This is a genomic window from Methylobacterium iners, assembly GCF_022179305.1.
GTDB lineage: Bacteria > Pseudomonadota > Alphaproteobacteria > Rhizobiales > Beijerinckiaceae > Methylobacterium > Methylobacterium iners.
Window position 1 is genome coordinate 39,425 of record NZ_BPQP01000009.1, and the last position, 16,594, is coordinate 56,018.

General features: G+C 71.5%; 16 protein-coding genes. 11 read left to right on the forward strand and 5 right to left on the reverse strand.

Annotated elements, in window-relative coordinates:
• Positions 1-32 precede the first annotated feature (32 nt).
• Positions 33-1,307 carry a hemolysin family protein gene (locus MFF55_RS03475; protein ID WP_238242691.1) on the forward strand — a complete coding sequence of 425 codons (1,275 nt, stop codon included), beginning with the start codon at positions 33-35 and terminating at the stop codon, positions 1,305-1,307.
• Here MFF55_RS03475 and MFF55_RS03480 read toward each other — a convergent pair whose 3' ends face one another.
• The gene (locus MFF55_RS03480) at positions 1,308-2,666 is read right to left on the reverse strand and encodes a glutamate--tRNA ligase (RefSeq protein WP_238242692.1); all 1,359 of its coding nucleotides are present in this window, start codon (positions 2,664-2,666) and stop codon (positions 1,308-1,310) included. It abuts the gene before it with no gap.
• A 175-nt stretch (positions 2,667-2,841) separates the two neighbouring features.
• Between MFF55_RS03480 and MFF55_RS03485 the strand changes: the two genes are divergently transcribed.
• Entirely contained in the window at positions 2,842-3,162 is a 321-nt protein-coding gene (locus MFF55_RS03485; protein WP_238242693.1) for a hypothetical protein, read from the forward strand.
• Positions 3,163-3,219: 57 nt separating this feature from the next.
• On the opposite strand, the gene MFF55_RS03490 is transcribed toward MFF55_RS03485, so the two are convergent.
• Positions 3,220-3,429, reverse strand: coding sequence for a hypothetical protein (locus MFF55_RS03490; RefSeq protein WP_238242694.1), 210 nt, complete (start codon positions 3,427-3,429; stop codon positions 3,220-3,222).
• 283 nt (positions 3,430-3,712) lie between these two features.
• Between MFF55_RS03490 and MFF55_RS03495 the strand changes: the two genes are divergently transcribed.
• Entirely contained in the window at positions 3,713-4,876 is a 1,164-nt protein-coding gene (locus tag MFF55_RS03495; protein WP_238242695.1) for a complex I NDUFA9 subunit family protein, read from the forward strand.
• Positions 4,877-4,945: 69 nt separating this feature from the next.
• Here the strand turns inward: MFF55_RS03495 and rpsD are convergent, their stop codons facing one another.
• A complete protein-coding gene (gene rpsD, locus MFF55_RS03500; protein ID WP_238242696.1) occupies positions 4,946-5,563 on the reverse strand; it encodes a 30S ribosomal protein S4 in 618 nt (205 codons plus the stop codon).
• A 167-nt stretch (positions 5,564-5,730) separates the two neighbouring features.
• The gene (murI, locus tag MFF55_RS03505; protein ID WP_238242697.1) at positions 5,731-6,612 is read right to left on the reverse strand and encodes a glutamate racemase; all 882 of its coding nucleotides are present in this window, start codon (positions 6,610-6,612) and stop codon (positions 5,731-5,733) included.
• Positions 6,613-6,791: 179 nt separating this feature from the next.
• Between murI and egtB the strand changes: the two genes are divergently transcribed.
• The 8 genes from egtB (at position 6,792) to lexA (ending at position 14,269) form a co-directional block, all read left to right on the forward strand.
• Positions 6,792-8,063, forward strand: a complete 1,272-nt coding sequence (egtB, locus tag MFF55_RS03510; RefSeq protein ID WP_238242698.1) for an ergothioneine biosynthesis protein EgtB — start codon at positions 6,792-6,794, stop codon at positions 8,061-8,063.
• Positions 8,064-8,088: 25 nt separating this feature from the next.
• Positions 8,089-9,063, forward strand: coding sequence for an L-histidine N(alpha)-methyltransferase (egtD, locus tag MFF55_RS03515; RefSeq protein WP_238242699.1), 975 nt, complete (start codon positions 8,089-8,091; stop codon positions 9,061-9,063).
• Positions 9,064-9,175: 112 nt separating this feature from the next.
• Positions 9,176-9,793 (forward strand): anthranilate synthase component II, encoded by a 618-nt coding sequence (locus tag MFF55_RS03520; protein ID WP_238242700.1) that lies wholly within the window; start codon positions 9,176-9,178, stop codon positions 9,791-9,793.
• 34 nt (positions 9,794-9,827) lie between these two features.
• Entirely contained in the window at positions 9,828-10,856 is a 1,029-nt protein-coding gene (trpD, locus tag MFF55_RS03525) for an anthranilate phosphoribosyltransferase (protein WP_238242701.1), read from the forward strand.
• Between the two features lie 12 nt (positions 10,857-10,868).
• Positions 10,869-11,696, forward strand: a complete 828-nt coding sequence (gene trpC, locus MFF55_RS03530; protein WP_238242702.1) for an indole-3-glycerol phosphate synthase TrpC — start codon at positions 10,869-10,871, stop codon at positions 11,694-11,696.
• Positions 11,697-11,698: 2 nt separating this feature from the next.
• A complete protein-coding gene (gene moaC, locus MFF55_RS03535; RefSeq protein ID WP_238242703.1) occupies positions 11,699-12,187 on the forward strand; it encodes a cyclic pyranopterin monophosphate synthase MoaC in 489 nt (162 codons plus the stop codon).
• On the forward strand, positions 12,184-13,413 hold the full coding sequence (locus tag MFF55_RS03540; protein ID WP_238242704.1) for a molybdopterin molybdotransferase MoeA: 1,230 nt from the start codon (positions 12,184-12,186) through the stop codon (positions 13,411-13,413). The genes moaC and MFF55_RS03540 overlap by 4 nt, the downstream gene beginning before the upstream one ends.
• Before the next feature lie 121 nt (positions 13,414-13,534).
• Positions 13,535-14,269 (forward strand): transcriptional repressor LexA, encoded by a 735-nt coding sequence (gene lexA / locus MFF55_RS03545; protein ID WP_238242705.1) that lies wholly within the window; start codon positions 13,535-13,537, stop codon positions 14,267-14,269.
• Here the strand turns inward: lexA and MFF55_RS03550 are convergent.
• A complete protein-coding gene (locus MFF55_RS03550; RefSeq protein ID WP_238242706.1) occupies positions 14,263-16,524 on the reverse strand; it encodes a ComEC/Rec2 family competence protein in 2,262 nt (753 codons plus the stop codon). The two genes, lexA and MFF55_RS03550, sit on opposite strands and share 7 nt — an antisense overlap.
• Between the last annotated feature and the right edge of the window lie 70 nt (positions 16,525-16,594).

Genomic DNA, 16,594 nt, shown 5'->3' on the forward strand with positions numbered 1-16,594 from the left:
CCCAGGGCGGTTCCGGCTCTACGTAACCTTACGTGTTCGAGCTCGCCGTCGCCTTCGCCCTGATCGGCCTGAACGGAGCCTTCGCGCTCTCCGAGCTGGCGGTGGTGTCCTCCCGCAAGTCCCGACTCCGGACGATGGTCGAGGCGCGTCGTCCCGGCGCCCACGCGGCCCTGGCGCTCGCCGAGGAGCCGGGGCGCTTCCTCTCCGCCGTGCAGATCGGGATCACCCTCGTCGGCATCCTCTCCGGCGCGGTCTCGGGCGCGGCGCTGGGAGACCGCCTTACCGCGATCTTGCTCGATCTCGGCCTCTCAAAGGGCTTGGCCGACGGGCTCGGCTACGGCCTGGTCATCGCGGCGATCACCTACCTCTCCGTCATTGTCGGGGAACTCGTGCCCAAGCACGTGGCCCTGCGCGACCCCGAGGGCATCGCCTGCCGGGTCGCGCCGGCGATGCGCCTGATCGCGCGGGTCGCGATGCCGGCGGTGTGGCTGCTCGATGCCTCGACCCGGGCGGTGTTCCGCCTGCTCGGCCAGGAGGCGAGCAGCGCGAGCGCCGTGACCGAGGAAGAGATCCGCACCATCGTCGCCGAGGCCGAGACCGCGGGCGTCATCGAGACCGACGAGCGCAAGATGATCGCCGGCGTGCTGCGCCTCGGCGATCGGGCGGTCCGGGGCGTGATGACGCCGCGCACCGACGTGCACTGGATCGACCTCGATCGGGACGAGACCGAGATCCGGGCGATGCTGATGGCGAGCCCGCATGCCCGCTTGCCCGTCGGCGAGGGCAACCCGGACAACATGCTGGGCGTCGTGCAGCTCCGCGAACTCGTCAGGCCCTTGATGGAGAACGAGAAGGTGGATCTGCGCGCCTATATCCGGCCCGCACCCGTCCTGCCCGACACCCTGGACGCCCTCGACGCGCTCAGCGCGCTGCAGGCGGCGGAGGTGCCGATGGCGCTGGTCCACGACGAGTACGGCCATTTCGACGGGCTCGTGACGCCGGCCGACATTCTCGACGCCATCGCCGGCGCCTTCCACTCCGAGGCACAGGAGCCGGAGGCGGTGCAACGCCAGGACGGGTCCTGGCTCATCGCGGGCTGGATGCCGGTGGATGAGATGGCCGACCAGCTCGGGATCAAGCTGGAATCGAGCCGCGACTACGAAACCGCCGCCGGCCTCGTCATCGCCCGCCTGCAGCGGCTCCCTGAGACCGGCGAGACCTGCGAGATCGCCGGTTGGCGCTTCGAGGTCGTGGACCTCGACGGACGCCGGATCGACAAGATCTTGGTCTCGCGCCTCGCCGCCTGATCAGGCGGTCTCGCCCGCGAGCCGCCGCGCCGCCCGGTCCCGTCCGATCAGCGGCAGGAGGTCAGACAGGTCCGGCCCATGTTCGAGGCCGGTCAGCGCCAGGCGCAGGGGCATGAACAGGCCCTTGCCCTTCGCGCCGGTGCCGGCCTTCACCGCAGTCGTCCAGGCTTTCCAGGTCTCGCCGTCCCAGGGTTCAGAGGGCAGGAGCCCGGCGGCGGCGGCGATGAAGTCGGGGTCGGCGATGGCGGGCGTGACCGGACCGGCGACGACCCGCCACCAATCGGCGGCTTCGCTCACCTTGCCCAGATTGGCCTGGACCGCCACCCAGAACGGCTCCGCTTGGCTTCCCGATACGCCCATGGCCAGCAGGCGGTCCCTGGCCTCGGCGAAAGGCATGGCGTGGACGAGCCGGGCGTTCAGCCCGTCGAGCTCCCCCGGGTCGAACTTGGCCGGCGCCCGCGAGATATGGGCGAGGTCGACGAGGCCGGCGAGCTCGTCGAGGGAGGCGACCGGCCGTACCGCCTCGGCCGACCCGGTCAGCACCGCGAGCGCGCGGACCGAGGCCGGTTCGTAGCCCGCCTCGCGCAAACCGCGCAGGGAGAGGTGCCCGAGGCGCTTCGAGAGCCCTTCGCCCTCCGCCGTCGTGAGCAGGTTGTGGTGGCCGAAGACCGGCGTCGCGGCGCCCAGCGCCTCGAAGATCTGGATCTGGACGCCCGTGTTGGTGACGTGGTCCTCGCCGCGGATGACGTGGGTGATGCCCATCTCGGCATCGTCCACCACGGAGGGCAGCGTGTAGAGGTAGCTGCCGTCGGCCCGGATCAGGACCGGGTCGGAGAGCGAGGCGCAATCGACATGGGCCTCGCCGCGCACGAGGTCCTGCCAAGTCACGGTGCGCGGCTCGAGCTTGAAGCGCCAATGGGGCGTGCGCCCCTCGGCCTCGAGCGCCGCGCGCTGCGCCTCCGTCAGCTCGAGGGCCGCCCGGTCGTAGATCGGGGGCAGCCCGCGTCCGAGCTGGCGTCGGCGGCGGCGCTCCAGCTCCTCCTGCGTCTCGTAGGCCGGGTAGAGCCGGCCGAGCGCCTTGAGCCGTTCCGCTGCCGCGTCGTGGATCGCCGCCCGCTCGGATTGCCGCGCCCGCAGGTCGGGCACGATGCCAAGCCAGGCGAGGTCCTCCGCGATGGCTTCCGCGAAGGCCTCCGTGGAGCGCTCGCGGTCGGTGTCGTCGAGGCGCAGCAGGAAGCGGCCGCCGTAGCGGCGCGCGAACAGGGCGTTGAGGAGGGCCGGCCGCGCGTTGCCGAGATGCAGGTAGCCCGTCGGCGAGGGCGCGAAGCGCACGAGCGGCGCGGTGTCGAGCTGGGTCATGGCCCAGCCTCTACCGCATTTTGTCTCGCCTCGCGCCAGGTTCGGACGCTCCGGCGAGTTTCAGGGCTCGACATCTTCGACGCGAGGGATACGCGCAACCGCAACCGCGTTGTCGCTGCGACCGGACGGCGTCCGCTCGGATAGCGCGTCGTCTGCTCGCGAAGAGGAGACACCGATGAAGCGAATGATCTTAGCCGGCGCCGTTCTAGCCCTGGCGATTCCGGCCCTCGCCCAGAGCAACGATCCCACCGCTCCGCGTCAGCCCGGCCCAGCGCAGATCACGACGCCCGGTACGCCGTCCGGTGCGGTCGTCCAGGGCGGCAGCCCGGCGACCGCGAATTCCGGGCCGGGGGCGACCGGGACCCTCGCGCCCGGCGGCACCGGTGCGCCGAGCATCAACAACAACTCGGCCGGCGGCGGCAATTCCCAGCAGCCGGAGCGGGCCGTTCCGCAGACCGGCGGGGGCGGCGAGTCCGGCAGCGCCGGGGGCGGCTGATTGGCGAAGGCGACCCGACCTCCACTCTCGGGGAGGGCAGCCCGTCCCCGAGACCGTTCAGCCCCGCTTGCTCATGTTCATCGCCATGCCGCCGCAGCAGCAGCCCTTGGCCTTGGCGCTCTTGCCCATCCCCGACTTGTTCATCGCCATGCCGGGCTTCGCGCACATGCTCGCGCCGGACTTGGTCCTCCCGCAGCAGCTCATCGCCATGGCGGGCGCGCCGCCCATGATCATCAGGGCGGCGGCGGTGAGAACGAGGTGCTTCATGATCTCTCCAATCTTGGCCGTCATCGCGTCGACGGCCGCATTCTCGCATGAGGCGACGTCCTACGCATTGCGTCGGAATGCGCAAGCCGATGCGGCGGACGTCCTGGCGCCGCGCCGATTTGCGCGACGGCGCGTCTCCCGCGCCGCCCTAAAGTGATCTAGATAGCGGCCGGTGAGGCAGCCCGCCGATATGCAGGCCGGGCAGCTTTGTGCGGACCGGTGCGGACCGCAGCCCGACCGGGCTGCGGCGCGATGCGCCGGATGGTTCGAGACCTTGAGAGCGATGACCGGCATCGATTCCCTGCCCCTGACCCGCCCTGCCGAACAGCTCGTGACGGTCTTCGGCGGCTCCGGCTTCCTCGGCCGGCACGTCGTGCGGGCGCTGGCCAAGCGCGGCTACCGCATACGGGTCGCGGTGCGCCGCCCCGACCTCGCGCTGTTCCTGCAGCCCCTGGGCAAGGTCGGCCAGATCGTCGCCGTGCAGGCGAACCTCCGCTACCCGGATTCGATTGCCCGGGCGGTCGAGGGCGCGGACGCGGTGATCAACCTCGTCGGCATCCTGCAGGAGAGCGGGCGGCAGCGCTTCACCCAGCTCCAGACCGAGGGCGCGGGCGAGATCGCGCGGGCGGCTGCCGCGAGGGGTGCCGCTCTCGTCCACGTCTCGGCGCTCGGTGCCGACGACCGCTCTGCCTCGCTCTACGCGCGCTCGAAGGCGCTGGGCGAAGCGCAGGTCCTGGCCGCGCAGCCCGACGCCGTCATCTTCCGCCCGTCGATCGTGTTCGGCCCCGGCGACAGCTTCTTCAACCGCTTCGCGGCGCTCGCCCGCGCCTTGCCGGTTCTGCCGCTCGCCGGCGCCGGGACGCGCTTCCAGCCGGTCTTCGTCGGCGACGTTGCCGAGGCGGTGGCTCGGGCCGTGGAGGGACGGGTGGCGGGCGGCAGGATCTACGAACTCGGCGGCCCGGAGGTTCAGACGCTGGAGGGCCTCGTGCGCTACATGCTGTCGGTGACGATGCGCCGCCGCCTCGTCGTGTCCCTGCCGCTCCCGGCGGCGCGGCTGCAGGCGCGGGCGCTCGAATTCGTCGACACGCTGACCCTCGGCCTTCTGCCCGACGAGCTGAAGCTCACCCGCGACCAGATCACCCTGCTGCAGACCGACAACGTGGTCTCGGAGGCGGCGAAGGCGGAAGGGCGCACCATCGAGGCGCTCGGCATCGTGCCGACGGCGGTCGAGGCGGTGGTGCCGGGCTATCTCTGGCGCTTCCGCAAAGCGGGCCAGTTCAGCACGGGCCGGGGCACCGAGGCGCAGGCGGAGGTGCCCGACACGCTCGCGGCCGCGCCTCTCGACCCGGGCTCCCAGCACCGCCCCGCCCGGGCGAGCGGCCCGGCGATCGGTCCGGATGCCGCGGGCCCGAGCCGGATGGGCACCCGCTGGGGCAGCCGGGCCTGATTGCCCCCGGAAACGAGAAAGGGCCGCTCCTTCGAGCGGCCCTTTCGTCATCTCGGATCCTGTCGGACCTCAGCGCGAGTAGAACTCGATCACGAGGTTCGGCTCCATCTGCACCGGGTAGGGCACCTCGCCGAGGCCGGGCACGCGGGTGACGCGCGCGGTCATCTTCTGGTGGTCCACCTCGATGTAGTCCGGCACGTCGCGCTCGGCGAGCTGGGCGGCAACCACCACGATCTCGAGCTGCTTGGACGAATCCTTGACCTCGATCACGTCGCCGGGCTTCACGAGGAAGCTCGCGATGTTGACGCGCTTGCCGTTGACCTTGACGTGGCCGTGATTGACGAACTGGCGCGCCGCGAACGGGGTCGGCACGAACTTCGCGCGGTAGACCACGGCGTCGAGGCGGCGCTCCAGCAGCCCGACCAGGTTCTCGCCGGAATCGCCGCGCAGGCGGATCGCCTCGGCGTAGTAGCGGCGGAACTGCTTCTCGGTGATGTTGGCGTAGTAGCCCTTGAGCTTCTGCTTGGCGCGCAGCTGCGTGCCGAAGTCGGACATCTTGCCCTTGCGACGCTGTCCGTGCTGGCCGGGGCCGTATTCGCGGCGGTTGACGGGGCTCTTCGGGCGGCCCCAGATGTTCTGGCCCATGCGGCGATCGAGCTTGTGCTTCGCCTGTACGCGTTTCGACATCGCAGTTCCTCTCAACGAGTGAGATTTGAGGAACGCGCCCTCCTCTTCCCGGATGAAACGGGACGACAGAGCGGCTTGAGCCGCTCGCGGGTGCGTATGAAAATGCATCGGGGCCCCTCATCGGAGCCCCGTCAGCAGCGCGTCCATAGGGGAGAAGGGGCGTCCGGTCAATCCGCGCGGCGCAGCGGCATGGCCTCGACCGTCACCTCGCGGATGCCGCGCCGCGCAAGGGAGTGGCGGAGCGGCGGGCTCAAGCCCGCGCCGCCCGTGAAGGTCGCGAGCACCGGCGTGCTCATGAGGTCGGCCTCCCGCGGGGCCGGCCCGAGGAGCTGCGTCACCCGCCGGGCGATCGCGGGCGCCGGGTCGATCCAGGTCACCGGCCAGGGCGCCAGCGCCTCGAGACGCGGCAGCAGCAGCGGGTAATGGGTGCAGGCGAGGCAGACCACGTCGGTGCGCCGCCCACCCTCCCCCGTCACGAAGCAGGCCGCGACCTCCTGGGCCAGCACCGCGTCGTCGACCGGCGCTCCGGCAAGCTCGGCTTCCGCGAAGATCGCGAGCCGGGGCGAGCCGACCAGCGTGACCTCGCAGGCGCCGGCATAGGTGGCGATGAGGTCGTGGGTATAGGCGCGCGCCACCGTGCCGGGTGTGGCGAGCAGCGTGACCATCCCGGAGCGCGTGGCCTCGGCCGCGGGCTTGATCGGGGGCACGACGCCGACGAAGGGCGTCGCGAAGAGCTGGCGCAGGACCGGCAGCACGAGGGTCGAGGCGGTGTTGCAGGCGATGACCACGAGGTCCGGCGCATGGAGGCCGATCAGCCGTTCCATGACGGCGGTCACCCGGGCGACGAGGGCCGCCTCGTCGAGCCCGCCATAGGGGAAGGCCGCGTCGTCGGCGGCGTAGATGTAGGCCGCGTCGGGGCGCGCCCTGCGCACCTGCTCGAAGACGCTCAGGCCGCCCAGGCCGGAATCGAAGACGAGGATGGTCGGCTCGGGCTCGTGCCCCGTCGCCACGGCCGCCGTGGTCGCCCCCGCCATGAGATCGATCCGCATGAGATGTCTCGCCGGATACCCGATGAGGGTCGAGTGTCGGCGCGGCGCGGTTAACATCACCTCACCGGGGCCGCATAAAGGCGAGGGATGCCCCGCGGCAAACTTGATCTATGATCAAGCGTTGCCGAACCGGCATCCGTGCATATCTGCTCTCCCACTGCGTCGGGAGAGAGAACGTTATGGCGGCGACGGCGGCTTTCCGCGACCCAATCGATCTCTCGGCCGAGCAGCCGGCTTTCCCACCGCCGCCTCTCGGCGCGCGTCCCGTGGACCGCGCCGCCTGGATCGCGGCCTTCCACCACGTCCGCGACGAGACCGAGCGCCGGGCGGCGCCGCTCTCGCCCGAGGATCAGCAGATCCAGTCGATGGCCGATGCGAGCCCGACCAAGTGGCACCGCGCGCACACGACCTGGTTCTTCGAGCAGTTCCTGCTGCGCCAGTACCTGCCCGGCTACACGATCCACGACGAGCGCCTGCACTACCTGTTCAATTCCTACTACGTCGCCGCCGGCCCTCGTCAGCCTCGCATCATGCGCGGCCTGATCACCCGGCCGAATGCGGAGGAGGTCGCGGCCTACCGCGCCCATGTCGACCGGGCGGTGGACGCGCTCCTGAAAGAAGCCTCAGCCGCCGTGCTCGACGCCGTGCTGCCGATCCTCGAGATCGGGCTGTATCACGAGCAGCAGCACCAGGAACTGCTGATCACCGACATCCTGCACGCCTTCGCGCAGAACCCGCTCGGGCCCGCCTACGATTCCGATTGGCGCTTTCCCGCGGCGACGCCCGCCTCGGGGACCATCGACCTGCCCGGCGGCGTCACGCAGGTCGGCCATGCCGGTTCCGGCTTCTCCTTCGACAATGAGTCGCCCCGGCACGACGTCCTGATCCTGCCCTGCGCGGTCGACCGGGCGCTGGTCACGAACGCGCAATGGCTCGCCTTCATGGCCGATGGCGGGTATAGCCGCCCCGAACTCTGGCTCTCCGATGGCTGGCTCGCGGCCCAGGCCGAAGGCTGGGAGGCGCCGGGCTATTGGCGCCTGGATGGCGACGGCTGGGCCAGCATGACGCTCGCCGGGATCAGGCCCATCGATCCAGCCTTGCCCGTCCACCATATCAGCTACTACGAAGCCGACGCCTTCGCCCGCTGGGCCAGGCGCGATCTGCCGACCGAGTTCGAATGGGAGGTCGCCGCGCGCGACGGCGGCCTCGCCGATGCCTTCGGCCATGTCTGGCAATGGACCCGCAGCGCCTACACCGCCTATCCGGGCTACCGCCCGGTGGAGGGCGCGCTCGGCGAGTACAACGGCAAGTTCATGTCGAACCAGTTCGTGCTGCGTGGCTCCTCGGTGGCCACGCCGGAGGGCCATGCCCGGACCGGCTACCGCAACTTTTTCTACCCCCACCAGCGCTGGCAGTTCACCGGCCTGCGCCTCGCGAATTACCGCGGCTGAACCCGCCCCTTCTCCGGAGCCTTTCGTGACCATCAACCCCGTCTTCACGGACGCGACGCCCGTCGCGCAGGTTCCGGACGCCCATCGCTTCCTCGACGACGTCCTCGCCGGATTCTCGGCGCCGCAGAAATTCATGCCGGCCAAGTACTTCTACGACGCCGCCGGCTCCGACCTGTTCGAGGCGATCACGCGCCAGCCCGAATACTACCCGACGCGCACCGAGCTCGGCATCCTCGACGCCCAAGGCGCGGAGATCGCCGCGGCGCTGCCGGCGCGTGCCAACCTCGTCGAGTTCGGCAGCGGCTCGACGGCGAAGGTTCGCCGCCTGCTCGCGCGCCGGCCGGACCTCGCGGCCTACGTGCCCGTCGACGTCTCCGAGAGCTTCCTGCGCAGCGAGGCCGAGGTCCTGGCGGCGGATTTTCCCGGCCTCGTCATCGCGCCTGTCGCCGCGGATTTCACGCGCGCCTTCACCCTGCCGGCCGACCTTCCGGGCCAGGCCTTCGCGGGCTTCTTCCCGGGCTCGACCATCGGGAATTTCGAGCCGGCCCAGGCGGCCCACCTCCTCGCGCAGTTCGGCGGGGTGCTCGGCCACGACGCGACGCTGATCGTCGGCGTCGACCTCGTGAAGGACAAGGGCGTGCTCGAGGACGCCTACAACGACGCGGCCGGCGTCACCGCGGCCTTCAACCTCAACCTCCTCGCCCGCATCGGGCGGGAACTCGGTGGCGACCTCGACCCTGCGGCCTTCGCGCATCGAGCCTTCTTCAACCCGTCGGCTTCGCGCATCGAGATGCACTTGGTCAGCCGACAGGCGCAGCAGGTGAATGTCGCCGGCCGCGACTTCGCCTTCGCGAAGGGCGAGACCATCCACACCGAGAACAGCTACAAGTACACGATCGATAGGTTTCGGGCCCTTGCGGCCGAAGCTGGATGGTCTGCGGGCGCCGTCTGGACGGATGATGACGGCTTGTTCTCGGTTCACGCGCTGAGGCGGGCCTGAGGCCGCGCCCTGCGCACCCGATGACCATGGGCCCCCTTGACCGCCGGGGCGTTCCGAACCCAAACCGAATCTGAAGCGTCCTCCGTCGGAGAGGACGCCGAGCGCACGGCCCATGTCCAACGTCCTCGTCATCGACAACTACGATTCCTTCACCTGGAACCTCGTCCACCTGATCGGCCCACTCTGCGGCGCGATCGAGGTCGTGCGCAACGATCAGGTCACGATCGAGGAGATCCGCGCGGTTCGGCGGCCCGACGCGATCGTGCTCTCGCCGGGCCCCTGTACGCCCAACGAGGCCGGCATCTGCCTCGACGTGGTGCGCGACCTCTCCGACGAGATCCCGATCTTCGGCGTCTGCCTCGGTCTCCAGGCGATCGGGCAGGCCTTCGGCGGCGAGGTGGTGCGGGCGCCGGCGCCCATGCATGGCAAGGTCTCGACGATCACGCATCGGGCGTCCGGGATCTTCCGCGGGTTCAACGCTCCCTTCGCCGCGACGCGCTATCACTCCCTGGTCGTCGAGCGAGCCGGATGCCCCGACGACCTGCGCGTGACGGCCGAGGCCGACGGGCTGATCATGGCGCTGGAGCACGCCACGCGGCCCGTCCACGGCGTGCAGTTCCACCCGGAGAGCATCCTCTCCGAGCACGGCTCGAGGATGCTGCGCAACTTCCTCGACATCGCCGCCGCCTGGAAGGCGGAGCGTGACAAGGGCCGCCCCGGCGTGCATTGACGGGCGCGCAAACGTCGATAGCCGCGTCGGGACAATGGATTCCTTCAAGCCCCTCCTCGCGAAGGTCGCCGCGGGCAGCGCCCTCGACCGTGAGGAGGCCCGCCGCGCCTTCGACGACCTGCTCTCGGGCGAGGTCACGCCGGTCCAGGCCGGGGCCTTCCTCATCGCGCTCAAGGTCCGCGGCGAGGCGCCGGACGAGATCGTCGGCGCGGTGCAGGCCATGCGCGCCCGCATGCTGCCCGTCGCGCCGGTCCCCGGCGCCATCGACGTGGTCGGTACCGGCGGCGACCATTCGGGCAGCTACAACGTCTCGACGCTCGCCGCGATCCTCGTCGCCGCCTGCGGCGTGCCCGTGGCCAAGCACGGCAACCGCGCCGCCACCTCGCGCTCCGGCGCGGCCGACGTGCTCTCCGCCCTCGGCGTGAAGATCGGCCTCGACCCTGAGGGCCTCGCCCTCTGCCTCGCGCAGGCCGGCCTCTGCTTCATGTTCGCGCAGACCCATCACGGCGCGATGCGCCACATGGCGCCGGTCCGGGCCGAGCTGCCGACGCGCACCATCTTCAACCTGCTCGGACCCCTCGCGAACCCGGCGGGCGTCGAGCGACAGCTCTTCGGGGTCTCCTCCGCCGATTGGGCCGAGCCGCTCACCCGGGTGCTGGCCGAGCTCGGCAGCCGCCGGGTCTGGACGGTGCACGGCTCCGATGGGCTCGACGAGATCACGGTGACGGGACCGACCGCCGTGGTGGCGCTCGACGACGGCCGTCTCTCCCGGTTCACGATCGACCCGCGCGAGGTCGGCCTGCCGCTCCGGACCCTCGACGACCTGCGCGGCGGCGACCCCGCGCACAACGCGGCGGCGCTTGGCCGCGTCCTCGCGGGCGAGGCGGGCGCCTATCGCGACATCGCGGTCCTGAACGCGGGCGCCGCTCTCGTCGTCGCGGGCGCCGCGGGTACCCTCGCCGAGGGCGTCGGCCGGGCCGGCGCGGCGATCGACGCGGGCACGGCGCGGGCGACGCTGGCGCGGCTCGTCGAAGTCTCGAACCTGTCGAACTCCAACGCCTGAGGGTCCGAGCCGATGGCCGACACCGAGACAGAGGCCCGCCGCACCGACGTTCTCGCGCGGATCGAGGCCTACAAGCGCCGCGAGATCGCCGAGGCGAAACTGCGGCTGCCGCTGGCCAAGCTGGAGAGGCGCGTCGCCGAGGCCGGTCCGGTCCGGGGCTTCGCCCAGGCCATTGCGGCGCATGTCGCGGAGGGACGTCCGGCGCTGATCGCCGAGGTGAAGAAGGCCTCGCCCTCGAAGGGGCTGATCCGCGAGGATTTCGACCCGGCCGTGCTCGCCGCCGCCTACGAGGCCGGCGGCGCCTCCTGCCTCTCTGTCCTCACCGACACGCCCTCGTTCCAGGGCCGGCCGGAATACCTGACCCAGGCGCGCGAGGCCTGCGCGCTTCCCGTCCTGCGCAAGGACTTCCTGTTCGAGCCCTATCAGGTCTACGAGGCGCGGGCCTGGGGCGCCGATTGCATCCTCGTGATCATGGCCTGCCTCGACGATGCCGAGGCCGCTTCCCTCGTCGAGACCGCGCACGACCTCGGGATGGACGTGCTCGTCGAGGTCCACGACGCGGCCGAACTCGATCGGGCGCTCGGCCTCGGCACGCGGCTCGTGGGCATCAACAACCGCGACCTCAAGACCTTCGAGGTCTCCTTCGAGACGGCGATCCGCCTGGCGCCGGGCATCCCGGCGGACCGCATCGCGGTGGCGGAAAGCGGGATCTCGAGCCATGCCGACGTGGCTCGCCTGAGGCGGCATGGCCTCGACACCATCCTCGTCGGCGAGAGCCTGATGCGGCAGGCCGACGTGACCGCGGCGACACGCCGACTCCTGTTCGGCGAGGGGGCCTGATCGTGGCGACCCTCACCCACCTCGACGCGGCGGGCGCGGCCAACATGGTCGACGTCACCGACAAGCCCGCCACCACCCGCACCGCGACGGCGGAAGGCTGCGTGGTGATGCTGCCCGAGACCCTGCGGCTCATCCGCGAGGGCGATGCCAAGAAGGGCGACGTCATCGGCACGGCCCGGCTCGCCGGGATCATGGCGGCCAAGCGCACCCACGAGCTGATCCCGCTCTGCCACCCGCTCCTCCTGTCGAAGGTCCGGGTCGAGTGCGAGCCGGACGATGCCTTGCCGGGCCTGCGGGTGCGGGCCGAGGTCCGGGTGCAGGGTCCGACCGGCGTCGAGATGGAGGCGCTCACCGCCGTCTCGGTCGCCTGCCTGACGATCTACGACATGGTGAAGGCCGCCGACCGGGCCATGCGCATCGAGGGCATCCGCCTGCTCGCCAAGGACGGAGGCCGTTCCGGAGCCTACTTGGCGGAAGGTGCCGCGCCGTGAGCGGGCTGATCCCGGTTGGGGAAGCCCTGGACCGGATCCTGGCGAGCGTGGCGCGGCCGACCGAGGACGAGACGGTGCCGATCGCCCAAGCCGCCGGCCGCACCCTCGCGGCGGACCTCGCGGCCCTTCGCACCCAGCCGCCCTTCCCGGCCTCCGCGATGGATGGCTACGCGGTCCGCAGCGCCGACATCGCCGCGACACCGGCCCGGTTGCGCCTCGTGGGTACGAGCGCGGCCGGTCGTGGCTTCTCCGGTTCCGTCGCCACCGGCGAGGCCGTGCGCATCCTCACCGGCGCGCCGGTGCCCGAGGGCGCGGACACCATCCTCATCCAGGAGAACGCGGAGCGCGACGGCGACGCCGTCATCGCGAAGGAGGCCGTGGCGGCCGGCCGCCATATCCGCGCGAGCGGCCTCGATTTTCGCGAGGGCGAGACCCTGCTCCGCGCCGGCGAGACCCTCGACCCGCGTCGCCTCGCGCTCGCTGCCGCGGGGGGGCACGCCGCCGTCAGCCTGCGCCGCCGGCCCCGCGTCGCGATCCTCGCGACGGGCGACGAGCTCGTAGCGCCGGGCGAGCCCGCGGCCTGGGATCAGATCGTCGCCTCGAACGGCCTCGCGCTGGCTGCGCTGGCGCGCGAGGCGGGCGGAGCGCCGATCGACCTCGGCATCGCCGGCGACAGCCTGGAAGCCCTCGGCGCCGCGACCGAGCGGGCCCGCGAGGCGGGAGCCGACCTTCTGGTGACGCTGGGCGGGGCGTCGGTCGGCGACCACGACCTCGTGCAATCCGCCCTGAACGGGCGAGGCCTCGAACTCGGCTTCTGGCGCGTCGCGCTGCGGCCCGGCAAGCCGCTCATGCACGGCCGTCTCGGTGACATGCTGGTGATCGGCCTGCCCGGGAACCCTGTCTCGGCCATCGTCTGCGGCCTCCTCTTCGTCGTGCCGGCGATCCGCGCCCTGCTCGGCGACCCTGGAGCGGGTCAAACGCGCGGCGAGCCCGCGATCCTGGGGCGCGGCCTACCGGCCAATGACGGCCGCGAGGACTATATGCGTGCCCGCATCGAGACCTCGGCGGACGGGCTCCCGGTCGCGCACCCGGAGGTGCGCCAGGATTCCTCTATGCTCTCCGTGCTCGGCCAGGCCGAAGCCCTCCTCGTCCGGGCACCGCACGCCCCACCGGCCCGGGCGGGCGATCGCTGCCGCATCATCCGCCTCGATCGCCGCATCCTCTAAGGTTTCGCACGCAACGCGTGGTGGAACCCTTGCAGAACACTTACGGAACGTCTAACGTGTTCGTGGTTTGTTTCCGCGGTCCTGCGTCGCAGTCGATCGCCCTGGAGAGTGAGTCCCTCGGATGCTGACGCGTAAACAGCTCGATCTGCTTCAGTTCATCCAGCAGCGGATGCGCGAGAGCGGCGTACCGCCCTCGTTCGACGAGATGAAGGACGCCCTCGACCTCAAGTCGAAGTCCGGCATCCACCGCCTTATCACGGCCCTTGAGGAGCGCGGCTTCCTGCGGCGCCTGCCCAACCGCGCCCGGGCGATCGAGGTGATTCGCATGCCCGAGAGCCTAGGCGGCGGGAACGCCGCACGACCGGCGGCGTCCGGCGAGGTTCGCCGCTTCACCCCGAGCGTGGTCGAGGGCGGCCGCGCCAAGGCTCCGCCCGCCAAGCCGCCGACGACCCAGGCGACCGACGAGAACGGCCGCAGCATGATCATCCCGGTGATGGGTCGGATCGCAGCCGGTACCCCGATCTCGGCGATCCAGAGCCAGAGCCACTCGATCACCATGTCGCCGGATTTCCTGGCCGGCGGCGAGCATTACGCCCTTGAGGTGCGCGGCGACTCGATGGTCGATGCCGGCATCCTCGACGGCGACCTCGTGGTGATCCGCAAGCAGGACACCGCCAATACCGGGGACATCATCGTCGCCCTGATCGACGACGAGGAGGCGACCCTGAAGCGCCTGCGCCGGCGCGGCTCCTCGATCGCGCTGGAGCCGGCCAACCCCGCCTATGAGACCCGCGTGCTGGGTCCGGATCGCGTTCGCATCCAGGGCCGCCTCGTGAGCCTCGTCCGCCGCTACTGAAGTCGCTCCGGCAGCGCCTGGGTCGGCGTCCCTTCCTCCGGTTCGGTCTCGGCGGCCGGCGGAACGGTGATGCCGACTCGCGGCGGACCCGTCGAGGCTGTTGCGGCGCGCCAGGGCGGGTTCGAGCCGGGCTTACGCGCCGTCGCGACGACGGGGCCCCCTGGTCCGAAGCGGATCGCTGCCGCACCGTGCGCGGCCAGGAATGTGCGGTCCAGTAGAAGGGGCGCCGCGCAGCCTGGAGGCGCGATGCTGCGCGCGATCAGGATGCTTGCGCGGGCGCAATCCTCGGCGAAGGCGCGCTTGTCCCTTGTCAGCGCGACCTGTCCGCCGCCGACGGCCTCGATGGCGCAGCCGATCCGATCGCAGCGCGCGCTCGTGGCCGCGAGGACTTCTGCAGGCTTGCGTGGATCGCCGTCGGCCTTCAGCCATTGCTCCAGAACGAAGGAGGGCGGCCGCCCGAGCGCCGCGAGCCGGCCGTCCCGGCCCCGGACGACGGCCCCGGCGCCCTCTCGGTCGACATAGATGTCGTGACGTTCGGGCGTGGCCGCGAAGGCGAGCCCGAGGGTGGCAGGAAGAAGCCCGAGCCAGCGCAGCCGCGACACCGGCACCGTCAGGATGATCAGCGCGGCCGAGAGCAGCCCCAGCGCGCCCGCGCCGAAGGCGGGCACGACGATCGTCGCCTGCGCGAACCCGGCGATCCAGCTGGAGATCGCCAGCATGCCGCGCACGGCGAGCCCCATCGCCCACCAGACCGGCTGGTCCAGGGCGAAGGGATAGGCGAGGATGCCGAGGACGGCGCAGGGCATCACCGCGATGGAGACCAGCGGCAGGGTGAGCGCGTTGCCGACGATGCCGAAGGGCTGGATCGTCTGGAAGTGGTAGGTGGCGAAGGGTGCGGTCGCGATCTGCGCCACGAGCGTCGTCGCCAGCGTCCCGATCACCGCCGCGGCTGCCAGGGACACCGCCCGCCCGAGCCATCCATCGGTATCCCGGCGCAGGAGATCGCCCTGGAGAAGCCGCGCGCAGGCGATCAGACCCGCGACCGCGCCGAAGGACATCTGGAAGCTCGGTCCCAGGAGCGCCTCCGGCTCGCGGGCGAGCGCGATCAGCGCGGCCAGTGCCAGGTTGCGCATGCTGAGCGCCGGTCGGTCGACCAGGATGGCGCCGAGCATGACGAGCGTCATGATCAGCGCGCGCTGGGCCGCGAGATCCCAGCCGGAGAAGATGCAATAGGCGCTGACACCGACCATGGCGAAGCCGGCGGCGATCTTCTTGATCGGCCAGGCGAGGGCCAGACGCGGTACCAGGGCGAGGAGCGCCCGCACCAGCCAGAACACGACGCCGGCGGCCAGCACCATGTGCAATCCGGAGATCGAGATGACGTGGTAGATGCCGGCCGCGCGGAGCACGTCGTTGGTCTCGGCGTTGATGAGGCCACGCTTGCCGGTGACCAGGGCGGCCGCCACCGCGCCGGCTTGCCCGCCATTGGCGTCAGTGATGCGCCGGGTGAGCGCGTTGCGGGCGTTGTCGACGGCCGCCGCGAGGCGCAGCGCCGCCGAGGGCGGCTCGGGCGGAGGGCGGACCTCGACCTTGCCGACGAGGGAGCCGACGGCGCCGATCCCGCGGAAGAAGGCGTCGCGGGCGAAGTCGTAGCCGCCGGGACGCGCTGCCTCGGGCGGCGGCAGCAGGCGGGCGGTGGCGGCGATGAAGTCGCCGGGCTTGAGCGCCTGGGCCGTCTTGTACGAGACCCGGACGCGGCGGGGCCGCAGCTCGGGCGTGAGCGTGCCGAAGCTCTCGACGCACAGGATGAGCCGGGCGCCCTCCTCCCGCTCGTCGAGGGCCTCGATCAGGCCGGTGAGCGGCGCGATGGTGGTCCGGGACAGGACCGGGCTCGCAACCCGGGCGACCCGGGTCGCTGCCGCCGCGAAGCCGAGGAAGGCGGCCGCCAGCGCGAGGACCAGGGCGAGGCTGAAGGGCCTCGCGCCGAGGAAGGGCGCCAGCGCCGCGAGCCCGACGACGACGAGGAGGGGCGCGGCGAGCGCCGGTTCTCCGTCTGCCGCCGTGAAATAGATGAGGATGCCGGCGCCGAAGGCCACGGCGATCCAGGGAAACAGGCGCCGTTGCTCGGCCTCCCGCGTCAGGCCAGCCGCGAACCAGCCCCGGGCGGCGCCGAGCCAGAGGGAGGGAGCACCGGGACGGCCGGGGGCGAGGGCCGCCAAGCCCCATCCCGCCGCCCCTGCCCGGCCCTGCGCCATCGCTCGATCGCCCCGCGGCCCGCCGTGTGATTCCTTAACGCAACCGCCTTCGCATGCTACACGCCCGCAT